Origin of the sequence: Shinella sp. SUS2 (genome assembly GCF_001262505.1) — a bacterium.
In the GTDB taxonomy this organism is placed as follows: Bacteria; Pseudomonadota; Alphaproteobacteria; order Rhizobiales; family Rhizobiaceae; genus Shinella.
Genome location: NZ_KQ410730.1, coordinates 112004 through 123663, shown reverse-complemented (window position 1 = coordinate 123663; position 11660 = coordinate 112004). Strand labels below are relative to the sequence as shown.

10 protein-coding genes are annotated in these 11660 nt (G+C 65.4%); 5 read left to right on the top strand and 5 right to left on the bottom strand.

Going from position 1 to position 11660, the window contains the following annotated elements:
- Nucleotides 1-51: 51 nt before the first annotated feature.
- On the bottom strand, nt 52-975 hold the full coding sequence (locus AKG11_RS14180) for a PP2C family protein-serine/threonine phosphatase (RefSeq protein ID WP_023515361.1): 924 nt from the start codon (nt 973-975) through the stop codon (nt 52-54).
- Between the two features lie 211 nt (nt 976-1186).
- Between AKG11_RS14180 and AKG11_RS14175 the strand changes: the two genes are divergently transcribed.
- Genes AKG11_RS14175 through AKG11_RS14155 form a run of 5 tightly spaced genes read left to right on the top strand, consistent with a single transcriptional unit; the run spans nt 1187 to nt 6155 of the window.
- Complete coding sequence (locus tag AKG11_RS14175; RefSeq protein WP_023515362.1) at nt 1187-1705, top strand: hypothetical protein; 519 nt, start codon at nt 1187-1189, stop codon at nt 1703-1705.
- A complete protein-coding gene (locus tag AKG11_RS14170) occupies nt 1702-2880 on the top strand; it encodes a class I SAM-dependent methyltransferase (RefSeq protein ID WP_023515363.1) in 1179 nt (392 codons plus the stop codon). The genes AKG11_RS14175 and AKG11_RS14170 overlap by 4 nt, the downstream gene beginning before the upstream one ends.
- Entirely contained in the window at nt 2877-5234 is a 2358-nt protein-coding gene (locus AKG11_RS14165) for a SpoIIE family protein phosphatase (RefSeq protein ID WP_023515364.1), read from the top strand. Before AKG11_RS14170 ends, AKG11_RS14165 begins: the two co-directional genes overlap by 4 nt.
- 4 nt (nt 5235-5238) lie before the next feature.
- Nucleotides 5239-5787: a slr1658 superfamily regulator gene (locus AKG11_RS14160; RefSeq protein WP_023515365.1), complete on the top strand. Its 549-nt coding sequence runs from the start codon at nt 5239-5241 to the stop codon at nt 5785-5787.
- Nucleotides 5788-5816: 29 nt separating this feature from the next.
- Complete coding sequence (locus AKG11_RS14155; protein WP_023515366.1) at nt 5817-6155, top strand: slr1659 superfamily regulator; 339 nt, start codon at nt 5817-5819, stop codon at nt 6153-6155.
- A gap of 92 nt (nt 6156-6247) precedes the next feature.
- Here AKG11_RS14155 and AKG11_RS14150 read toward each other — a convergent pair whose 3' ends face one another.
- The 4 genes from AKG11_RS14150 to tssF form a co-directional block, all read right to left on the bottom strand.
- Nucleotides 6248-7015: a protein kinase domain-containing protein gene (locus tag AKG11_RS14150; protein ID WP_050744305.1), complete on the bottom strand. Its 768-nt coding sequence runs from the start codon at nt 7013-7015 to the stop codon at nt 6248-6250.
- 4 nt (nt 7016-7019) lie between these two features.
- A complete protein-coding gene (locus AKG11_RS14145) occupies nt 7020-8558 on the bottom strand; it encodes a class I SAM-dependent methyltransferase (RefSeq protein WP_050744304.1) in 1539 nt (512 codons plus the stop codon).
- 118 nt (nt 8559-8676) lie between these two features.
- Nucleotides 8677-9768: a type VI secretion system baseplate subunit TssG gene (gene tssG, locus AKG11_RS14140; RefSeq protein WP_050744303.1), complete on the bottom strand. Its 1092-nt coding sequence runs from the start codon at nt 9766-9768 to the stop codon at nt 8677-8679.
- A complete protein-coding gene (tssF, locus tag AKG11_RS14135; protein ID WP_050744420.1) occupies nt 9732-11567 on the bottom strand; it encodes a type VI secretion system baseplate subunit TssF in 1836 nt (611 codons plus the stop codon). Before tssF ends, tssG begins: the two co-directional genes overlap by 37 nt.
- Between the last annotated feature and the right edge of the window lie 93 nt (nt 11568-11660).

The window sequence follows — 11660 nt, the reverse complement described above, 5'->3', positions numbered from 1 at the left end:
AGGGGCGATCTGCGACCTTGTCGCGAACACGATCGCGTGATGGCAAGCCGCCTAGAAGCGAATCTCCAGCAGGGAGAAATCGTCCGGCAGCGGCCCGGTGCCATTGAAGGATTTCACCCAGGCGAGGATGTCCTTCGGACCGCTGGCATGGGCCTCGGCGTGTTCGGCGAGCGCCTCGACGCTCAGCATCTCCTCGTCGGGCCCATCCACCTCAAATGTTCCATCGCTGATGACGAGCAGCCTGTCGCCCGGGAAGATTTGGGTGACGTCGCTGTCATAGTCCATGTCGGGCAGCGCGCCGATCGCCACGCCGCCAACGGTGATGAGCAGTTCGCGGGAGGGTGTGCCCGCGGGGCGGCCCGGCCCGCGCAGGAGGATCGATGGCGGGTGGCCGCCGGTCGCATAGCGCAGTTCGCCGGTGCTCGCCTTGTAGACGCCGTACCAGATGGTGAAGAACATATTGTTCTGTTTTTCCATCGGAAACGTGTTGTTGAGTGCCTTAAGCACCGTTGACGGATCACGAAAATCCGCGCCCGTCAGTGCGGAAGCGCGCAGCACGTTGATGACGGTGACGGAGAGCAGCGCCGCGCCGACGCCGTGGCCGCAGACATCCAGCAGGTAGATGGCGAAATGATCGTCGTCGATGCGGTGGTAGCCGAAGGAATCGCCGCCGAGCTCGGTGGAGGGCACCAGCAGCCAGTCGGTCGCGGGCGCTTCGGTGCGCTTGTCGGGCAGGATGGAGAAGACGTAGCGGCCGGCATCGTTCAGCTCTTCGTCGAGCCGCGCCTGCGTGCGCTCCAGGAGCAGGTTCTGCTCGGCCAGTTGGTCCTCGACGGCCTCGCCATGTTCGATCATGGCCTCGTAGAGCAGCTTCAGATCGTCGTATTCTGCCTCCAGTTGTGCGAAATCGAGGCGCAGCCGGGCGAGTTCCGCAGCGTCGCCATCCGTGAAAGGTACTGAAGAAGCGGCAGACAAGTTTGACGAATCCTTCATGATTGTATGGAAAGCTCCTCACACGTTCGGAGGGGGCGGCGCAACTACCGATATCATATCGCGCGTGCCGGTCTCCGCTGGCAGCCCCCGCGCATCGCCCGCACTTCGGACATTACATAGTCTAGGAATTTCCCGAAAGATAGGTAAGCGCGCGGCCGCCGCTCCCGCTTACGACATCATGAGGCTGGGGCGAATGGATCTTCGAGCAGTGCAGACGGGAGCGGACGATCATGTCCTGCTTCTGGAGTTTGACATGGACATGGGTGGCTTTGCGTCCAACTGGGCCTATTGCGACCGGCTGTCGACCTATTTCGCCCGCATGATCAGCCACAATCGAAGCGACTCGCTGCTCTATTCCAACCTGTTCTCTTCGGCCCTCAACGAGCTTCTGGAAACGGTCTATCGCCTGCACGCGCCGACCGGCAGCTTCGTCTGCGCGGTTTCCCGCAAGGGCGCCAGCGACCGCATCATCCTGACCATCCCTGCCGATGCGCAAACGGCCGGTTTCTATCGGCAGGCCGTCGATGTCCTGAACGAAGGCGACGTCGCCGCGCGGTATCACAGTGCCCTCTTCACAGAAGGCCCCCTGCAGCCGAATATCGGCCTCCTGGAGCTGGCCGTCGACTATGCCGCCCGCTTTTCCATCGAACCCGCCGACGGAGATGCCATCCGTCTCATTGCCGAACTCACGCTGGAGGCAACTGTCGCATGATCGCCGATTCGCTTGTCCAGACCTACAAGGTCTCCTTTGACGAAAACAATCAGGAGTTCGCGCTGTCCGGCTCGATGCGCCCCGAGCGCGCTGCCGAGATGGAGGCATGCGTCCGCCTCATCGAAAAATCGATCGCGTCGATCCGCGGCACCTTCTACGTCAACGTCAAGCGCCTCGTGCGCCTCAACAACGTGGCGTTCCACGCGCTGGCCGGCGCGCTGCTGAAGGCGGCCGAGGAGCGGCCGGAGCTCAAGATCTCCATCGTCACGTCGAGCGTCATCGGCTGGTCGACGAAGAAGTTCGGCGCGCTGACGGCCAAGAACCCGCGCATCCTCGTCGAGGAATATGACAGCGAATTCTACCCGGGCCAGGCCTTCCTGGAAGAGGGCGGCTTCGTGCCGGTGCTGCGCACGCAAACCAAGCTGACCTGGAAACACGAGCGCTCCATCCTGCCGCGTCACGGCCTTGCCCCGGGCATGACCATGGCGGACATCTGCTGCGGCATCGGCGATTTCGCCGTGCTGGTCGCCAAGGAATTCTCCCCGTCGCGCATCGTGGCGCTCGACCATTCGAAGTCGAGCCTTGCCTATGCGCGCCAGGTCGCCAGCGAATTCGATATCGGCGGCATCGAATACATCTATGGCGATGCGGCCGAAATGCTGCTGGAGGACGGCCAGTTCGACTTCGTCTCCTGCCGCCATGCGCTGCAGATCTTCAACAAACCCGAGATGATCGTCGAGGAGCTGGTGCGCATCTGCAAGCCCGGCGGGCGCGTCTATGTCACCAACGAGAAGATCTCCCAGTGCCTCGGCGAACCGCGCGGCCCGTCGATCCAGTGGACCTATGACCAGCTGTCGAAGCTCTTTGCCGATTTCGACATGGATCTCGAATTCGGCCCGAAGAGCTACCAGGCCCTGCAGCGCGCCGGCCTCGAGGACATCCGCATCGAAAGCTTCATGGTGACCAACCGGGACGGTGACTCGCAGGCCTTCGCCGACATGGTCATGGCCTGGGAGGAAATGTTCGCCGGAGGCATGTGCGAGAAGCGCGGTGACGACGCGGCCTTCGTGGAGAAGTTCCGCCGTGGTTTCGAGGATCATATCGCTGCCGCCCTTCACCCCGGCGGGTATGCCGGCTGGCCCGTCTGGGTTGCGTCGGGACGCAAGCCGCAATGAGCGATTTTGCCGAAACGCCGCCCTCGCGCTGGGGCTTCTCGCTGACCTCGTTCCGCGCGAAATTCGTGCTCGTCGTCGGCGGCGCCGTGCTGGTGGACCTCCTGGTCGCCGGCGGCATTGCGCTGTGGAACGTCAACCGCCTTTCCACCAACGCCATGGACGAGGTCGGTCGCGGTCTCGAAAAGGCGAATATCGAATACCTGCAGAACTATATCGCGACGACCGTCGAGCGCACGGACCTGCTGCTCGACCGCTACCATTCCGAGGTGAGCGGCCTTGCGGGATCGATGCAGACGTTCATCGACAATCCCGCGCTTTCCGACAAGCTCGGCCAGCAGCTGCAAACCGACGGCGTGACCACCCCGCTCGCCTATAACGAGACCGGCAACTGGTGGCAGAACCAGCCGGGCGAGGCTTCCGCCGTCACCGTCTGGGGCTATCTGCTCGACGAGAACAAGCAGCCGACGCCGGATGCGATGAAGACCGTGCGCGAAAGCGCCGCCTTCAACCTCGTCGGCCCGAGCTTCCTGTCCGCCGGCCCGCCGAAGCTGCAGATGTACTATATCGGCCCGCGCGCCAACCCGATCCTGCGGTCGACGCCCTACAACGACCAGGGCTCCGTCTTCGACAAGGTCTATCCCGGCCACAACGAGACGAACTGGTGGGATTTCTATTTCCCCGGCCTCTACGAGACCTGGGAAACCTGGCTGGCGAAACCGTCGGAGCGCCCGGTCGACAGTCCCATCACCATGCTGTCTCCCTATCTCGACGGCATTACCGGAAAGATCATCGTCAGCTTCTTCCAGCCGCTGACGACGCCCGACCGCAAGGACCTCAACGGCATCGTCGGCGTCGACCTGACGCTCGACCAGCTCGCCGACATCGTCAAGAGCGTGAAGATCGCCGAGACGGGCTTCGCCTTCCTCTCGATGTCGAACGGCAACGTGCTTGCCGTCACCGAGGACGGCGAGAAGACGCTGGGTGTCAAGATCAACAACGAGAGCGGCTTCGACCGGCGGCTTGCGCACAGCAGCCAGGCGGCCATTGCCGGGCTCGCCATGCCATCCAGCCCGGAGACCGTGCTTACCACGCTGACGCTGAAGGAAAACGGCGAGGACGTGCCCTATGTCGTGCTCCTCAAGCAGCTCAACGCGGAAAACCTCTATACCGGCAAGGTGCCCGTCACCCGCGAGGTCATGTCGCTCGGCTTCATGGTGCCCGAGCGGGAGATCTATGCCTCGCTGATCGCGGCCAAGGACGGCATTTCGGCCGAGACGCGCCAGGTCGTGACCTGGCAGGTCGGGACCGTCATCCTGTCGCTGCTCGTCGTTCTCAGCGCCGTCTTCGCGATTTCCGGCCGCATTACCGCCGGTCTGCGGGCGCTGGCGGATGCCGCCCAGCGCCTCCAGAACAAGGACTATTCCGTGCGTGTCGCCATTCCCGCGCGCGACGAGGTGGCCGCCGTGGGCGTTGCCTTCAACCGCATGGCGGAGGAGATCAGCTACCACACGGAAAACCTTGAAAACCTCGTTGCCGAACGCACCAAGGCGCTCGAAACGGCCAATGGCGAGATCAACGCGCTGAACGCCAAGCTGAAGAGCGAGAACCTGCGCCTCGGCGCCGAGCTCGATGTCGCCCGGCACATCCAGATGATGGTGCTGCCGAAACGCGACGAGCTGGACGAGATCAAGGGCATCGACGTCTCCGGCTACATGGAGCCGGCCGACGAGGTGGGCGGCGACTATTTCGACGTGCTGCACGATCAGGGCCGCATGAAGGTCGGCATCGGCGACGTGACGGGCCACGGCCTCGAAAGCGGCGTGCTCATGCTGATGGTACAGTCGGTTGCGCGCGCCCTGCAGGAGCAGGGCGACGAGGATCCGCGCGAATTCCTTGAAGTGCTGAACCGCGCCGTCTTCAAGAACATCCAGCGCACCAAGACCGACAAGCACCTCTCGCTTGCCTTCCTCGACTACGAGGATCGCAAGATCACGCTGTCCGGCCAGCACGAGGAGGTGCTGGTCCTGCGCGACAACGATGAGGTCGAGCGCATCGACACGGTCGATCTCGGTTTCCCGATCGGCCTGGAAAGCGACATCGGACCCTTCGTCGACACGCATGAATTCCCGTTCGATTCCGGCGACGTCATCGTGTTGCACACGGACGGCGTGACCGAGGCGGAAAGCCCGGCGGGCGAACTCTTCGGCTTCGATCGGCTGTGCGAGAGCGCCAAGCGCCATCGCCGCAAGGACGCCGACGCGATCAAGGACGGCATCATTGCCGACCTCATGGCACATATCGGCACCCAGAAGATCCACGACGACATCACGCTCGTCGTCATGAAACACAGGTAACGTCATGGAAGCCACATTCGGACAGGTGGAATTCACCAACGGCGCCGGGGCGCTGAAGAACCGCATCCGTCTTGCCGACGGGCCGCTCGACCTTGCCTGGCAGCATTGCGGCGTTACGTCGGAATTCCTCGGCGACTTCTTCGCCCTGCGGCGGCGGGACGAGGGCGGCGATTATAACGAGGCGCGCCACAGCATCGGCTATCTCGCCAACGAACTGCTCGAGAATGCGGTGAAGTTCCGCCATGGCGACGGCATCACGCTGGAGGCCTCGCTCGACGGCAGCTGCTTCGAGATCCGCATCAGCAATCTCGTCACCCAGGAGACGGCCGGCAGGTTCCAGGCGCTCCTTGCCGAACTGACGACCCGTGACCCGGGTGAACTCCTCATCGAACGCATCGAAGAAAATGCGGAGAACATGAATTCGAGCGGCTCGGGACTTGGCCTGCTCACCCTAATGAGCGACTATGGCGCGCGTCTCGGCTGGCGTTTCCAACCAGCGGCAGTACCGGACGCGATGCGCCTCGACACCTACGCCGCCCTCGACATCGTTTGAGCAGACATACCGGGAGTTTATTGTACAAAATGGAAATCAAGACGAACGAATACCGTGTCTGGAGCGAGGGTTCTGCGATCCATTACGAGGGCACGATGCGCCTTTCCGGCACGGAGGCCTATGCCCCGATCCTGGAACTGATGCAGCAGGTGCTGACCGAGAAGCCGGAAACCATCACGCTCGATCTGTCGGGGCTGGAATTCCTCAACAGCTCCGGCATCAACCTGCTCGCCAAATTCACCATCGACGTGCGCAAGCAGCCGGGCATCGGCCTCATGGTCAAGGGCAGCACGCAGATCCCGTGGCAGTCCAAGTCCCTGCCGAACCTGAAGAAGCTGCATCCGGCAGTCAATCTGGTCATCGCCTGAGGATGGAGGGGCGAAGGGAAGATGCCGCCACCGTTTTTCCCGCTCACGACGATTTGTAGGGCAAGTCCCCTCTTCCGCTTGCCGGGAGAGGGTCAGGGTGAGGGGCAGGTGCCCTCTAGTATCCGCAGGAACTCCGCCGCCGTCGGCCGGTCCGCCGCACCGATCCCCGCCATCAGCAAGCCGAACAGAGCGGGGTCCTCCCGCTCCAGGGCCGCGGAGACGACGAAAGCCGGCGGCTCGCCCGCCCGCCGGCGGCGCAGCACCGCCTCCGCCTCGCCTTCATAGGGCTTTTCCCCCGTCAGCAGGAACAGGCCGAGCGCCGCGAGCGGCCAGATGTCGGCCGCCGGGCCGGCCGGTTCGCCGGCAAGCTGTTCCGGCGCCATCCAGGCGGGCGAACCGGACAGTTCCGCTCGCTGCAGGTCATCGCCGGGCGTACCGGCAATGCCGAAATCGATGAGCACCGGCGTTCCGCCGTCGAAGAGCACGTGCGCCGGCTTCACGTCGCGGTGGACGACGCCGCGCGCATGGGCGAAAGCGAGCGCAGCGGCAAGCCTGGCGAGCAGCAGGCGGAGGGCAGCCGGATCCGCGTAGCGCGCCGCCACATCGGGTTCGCAAAGCGCCTTCCCCAGCATCTTGAGGGCAATCCAGTCCTCGCCCTCCGCCACGAGCTGCGGCAGCGAGGGATGTACCAGCAGCCGGGCGATCCGCCGCTCGCGCTCGAAACGCCGGAGCGCCACGGCATCCCCGTCCCCGACGAGACGCTTGACGATGACGGGCGCCGCCCTGATCTGCGCGCGGTAGACCCGCACGGGACCCTGCCCGCGCAGGACGGCTTCGCTGACCGGGGGCGGTGCGCCCATCGGCCTAGATCGCGCCGATGCGTCGCCACATCGGCAGGGCGACGGTCAGGATCAGGTCGACATTTTCCCGGATGACACGCAGCGCCTCCCCCTCGTCCTCGATCGGGACGCCCTCGTTGCGCAGCCGGTCGCCGCGCGCCGCCAGCAGGGCGTGGATGGCCGCCGTCACCGCGCCGGCCTCCGCCTCGACGCCGTCGAGCAGCACTTCGTAGGCCAGCATTTCGAACAGGCGCACCGTGATGCCGGAGCCGATCCCCGCCGCCGCGAGCGCGCAGACGGCGCGGCCCTCGTCGGAGCAGATCCTGAGATGGGCGCGGTTGTAGCGCCGCACCGCTGCGACGCTCTCCTCCGTCACCGCATTCGGCAGGGCCATCGCCTGGCGGGAGCCGATCAGCATGCCCAGTACCTCACGCTCCGTGGCGGACGAGCCGTCCGCCTCCGGCAGGCTCCTGAGTCCGCCGATCGTCATGGGGCCTTCGGCGAGGGCGGCAAAGGCCGGGCCGTAGAAGCTCTCGTTCAGCGTTGCCTCGCCGACCGGCACCTTCACGGAAAGCTTGATCGCGGAGGGTGGCACGACGAGGGCGAGCCTGCGGGCTGCCAGCCGCTTTTCCAGCCGCCGGGCGGCGATCGGCCGGGGCCCGCGCATATAGATGTCGCGCCGGAAGCTGCGGGCAAGGAAGAAGTCCCGCGCGGTTTCCACATGGGCGGCGGGGAAGCCCTCGATGAGACGCCGCTGGGCGTCGGTCGTGCAGAGGTCCGGATAGTTCTCGAAGAGATTGGCTGCGGCGACGAAGGACAGCTTGGCCGCCGCCAGATCCTGCGCCACGTCGATCTGGTAGCAGGGCGACCAGTGTGCATTGAGATATTCGTGGCTGAGATAGGCGGTTCCCTCCGCCCGCTCCTTGTCCAGCCGGTCGAGCATTTCCGCGGGGATCAGGTCGGCGCCGGCCTCGGAGAAGGCGCGAGCCATGTCCAGCGCCCGCAGCACGCGCCGGTCGCTGCGCTCGCTGTCATGCGCGGCGGCGAGGCTGACGAGGCGCTGCATCGGCATGGAAGCGGTCCAGCGCGGCAGAGCATTGTAGGTGACATAGAGGAGCCCGCCGGGCTTCAGATGACGGGCGGCGAAATCGACGATATGGCGGCGGTTCTCCGCGCTGACCCAGCTCCAGACGCCATGCAGCGTGATATAGTCGAACATCGGCAGGCCCGGTTGCCGGCCATGGGCCAGATCCTCGAAGGAGGCCTCCTCCAGGCGGATATTGCCGACGGAACCGGCCGCGGCGAGCGAGCGCCCGCGTGCGATATGCGCCGGATTGAAATCGAAACCCCAGACGTCGGCCTGCGGGTTGGCCGCGGCGATCGTCAGCGCCGTTTCGCCGACCCCGCATCCCAGTTCGCAATAGGCGAAGGGCGCTCCCTCCTCCACGGGCGGTTCGATGCCGCGCAGGAGGCAGGCCACGTCCAGATGCGCCGGCGTCTGCTCGATATAGAAGCCGGGGAGATATTCGATGTCGGAAACGTAGCCGTGGGTCCAGTCATTCATGATGAAATCCTATGCTCGAGCAATATCAATAGGGATGCGCGGGCGGCGCGGGAACGACAGGTGCGCCAGTCTTCTGTTTTTCCGCAAAACCGCTGCGCAGCTCTGCCGGGAACGTCTTTCAGCGCAGATGCGGCGGCGGGCGGAACTGGACGGCGGCCGGCTGCTTGCGCGGGCACGCCGGCTGGAGCCAGGTGTTCCAGCCGAGCCTGCTCGCTTTGGCGTCCTCGCGCTGCCCGCCGAGCCGCAGCGCCGGCACGTGGTCGGGTTTCAGCTCCAGGCGGATGTTGAACATCTTGTCGGCGCCGAGCGCGCTGGCGGCAAGGTCGGTGAGAAGCCGTGCCCGGCTGCCGTCCGGCAGCAGTGAACGGAAGGCCGGATAGTCCAGCCCCTCCACGCGCAGCGTGACCGTGGACTGGATGTCGAAGGTCTTCGTACCGATCACCGCATCGTCGCCGAGGCGCGCGAAGGCGCCGCGCGGCCGGGTGCGGTCGGGCAGTTGCGTGCGGTCGGACGGGGCGATCGGATACCATTCGCCGGCGAACTGCTCGACGCGCAGCGTGTGCCCGAGCGCGCCGGCGAGCGCCTGCTCGATTGCCACTGCCGAGCGGCCCTGCCGGGCAAGAAGCCCGCCGAAGAAGACGAAGGTGTGGTCGCCCACCCGGGTGCGGTCGGTCATCGCCGGCAGGCCGAGGCCGACAAGGGATTTCAGCGCGTGGTCGATGGGGGCGGCGGTCGAAAGCTGCGCCGCCCGCTCGCGCTCGATCGCCGGGCGATACTTGGCCCAAGCATTGTAGAGCAGGCCAGAAAGCCGGTTGTTGAAGACGTCGAAGAATTCGCGCAGGGCAAAATTGCGTTCGCGCACGCTCATCTGCACGAGCTCGCTCATGGCATGCGGCAGCACGCCCGAGGGGCCGGTCAGGCCGACCAGCGTCTGCGTCATCTCGACAGGTCCGCCGCTGCGCGGCCGGCGCACGGAAAGCACCTCCGCCGAGGCGAAGCCGAGCGGCACCGACGAACGGATCTTCACGGCCGCCCGCTCGGGGTCCACCCCCTGCCCGACCGGATCGACCGGCCGGTGCGCGGTGTCGTGCCCCTCCTCCGCGCCAAGCGCTTCCAGGATGCGGATCATCTGGAAGAGTTCGAACGCCTGCGGCCCGTCGAAGGCGCGGGCGACTAGAGAAGAATTCGATCGCCTGCCCGTGCCGGCCATGTCTTCAGCTTTCCGCTTCGCCCCCGAACGAGGGCGGTGAGCCGTGAGAATGAATTGACGCTCGCATAGAGGCCGAGGAAACGCTCGATGATGCTCGCCATGAGGAATACGCCGTTACCGGAAAAATTGCCCTCCTCGAAGGTCATCGTCACGTCGACGCCGCGGCAGAAGGCGCTCTGGCCGAAGCTGCGCACCCGCGCCGTGCCGCTTTGCGAGGAGAGCGCCGTGATGCCGTCGATCAATGCCCGCGTTTCGGCCGAGTTGCGGAAATCGTAGAGCAGCAGGATTTCCTTCAGTGCTTCCACCCCGCCATCGGAAACGAGCGAAAGATGGTTGAGCGCCAGATGCGAGATGAGCCGCCAGCGCCCGCCCTGGCCGTAATGCGGGCGGATCGTCGCGGTCGGCACCGTCAGCAGCCGCATGCCCTTTACCATCGGCACCGGCTCGACCATCCGCAATTGCGGCTGGCCGCCGCCGAAGGGCAGCCGCTCCGGCCGGTTGCGGTTGAGGCAGAGCGTTTCCACCGACAGAACGTCGTCGGCAAGGCTCTTCGGGTTGAATTCGGGATCGGAGAGCGACAGGAAGACCTCGCTGCCCGGGTTCTCCTCCTCGGCCGGCCGGCGGTGCGAGAGCCACCAGGCTGCCGCCTTCTCCTCGCCGCGGATCTCGTCGGCATCGACGCCGTGGCGGATGCCGTAGAACGGCGACAGCGTCCTCGCGTCCCCCTCGGCATTCACGGTGGCAACGGCCTCGATGCTGTAGACCTCCAGCGCATTCAGCCGCCGGCTGTCCGGCACGACGCGGTATTCGGTGACCGTCCTGTCGAGCTTGACCGGCTCGGCGGTCTGGGGGAACAGGTTGACGATCGGCGTGCAGCCGAGCGCGAAGGCGGCCGCCGTCAACGAGCGCTCCAGGCTGGGCGCGGCACGGTTGAGATAGAGGAAGACGTCGAGCGTACGCCCCTTGCCGGCAAGGCGCCCGGCCTCCGGGAATTCGAGATCGACGAACAGGAATTTTTCGGGGAAGGCGAAATACTCGGTCAGAAGCCGGTAGGCCGGATGCGAGGCCTGCGGATAGGGCAGCATGCTCTCGTGCGGGCCGAAGCCGCCCGGTGAAAGAGCGTCGGCATCCAGCATTGCCGGGCTGCGGTCGTTGGCGCCTTCGGCAAAGGCGATCGCGACCACGTCGTTGAGCAGGAGTTCGTAGAGCGGATAGACGAGCTGCGGCTGGCCCCGCAGGAAGAAGCGCAGGCGTCCGGGATTGTAGGTCGAAAAACTCTGGTCCTCACCCGCCATTTCCAGCGTCAGGCGCAGGCAGCCCGCCGCATTGTGCGCCTGCGGCGTTTCCGGCGCGGTGATCGGGCGGCCGGTGAGCGTGGCCGCACGCACGACGATCGGATGCAGCGTGACATCCGAGCAGGTGCTGAACCGGCAGCGCTCGCCATCGACCGGCTCGGTGTCGAGCAGCGTGCCCGACGGGACGGGATAGGGCTCTGCCAGCTCCGCCTTCGGATCGAGCTGGAGGATCGACATGGACGGGATCGGCCGGTCGAAATGCGGATAGAGGATGCCGAGCATGGCATTGGTCAGCTCAGGGAAATCGTCGTCCATCTTCTGCCGCACGCGGGCGGTGAGATAGGCGAAAGCCTCGATGAGCCGGCCGACATGCGGATCCTCGATCGCGTCCTCGGACAGGCGCAGCCGGCCCGCGATGCGCGGGTTTTCGGCCGCAAAGGCCGCCGCAGCCCGGCGGATGCTCAGCAGTTCGCGGTTGTAGTGGACAAGCAGATCATCCGACATGGAGGCCCCTTGGCGATTGGAAACGGGCATATCGCGATGGTTGTGCGGACATTGGCGCACTCCGTTTCATGCTGTCAAGGAAAGGCGGACGGT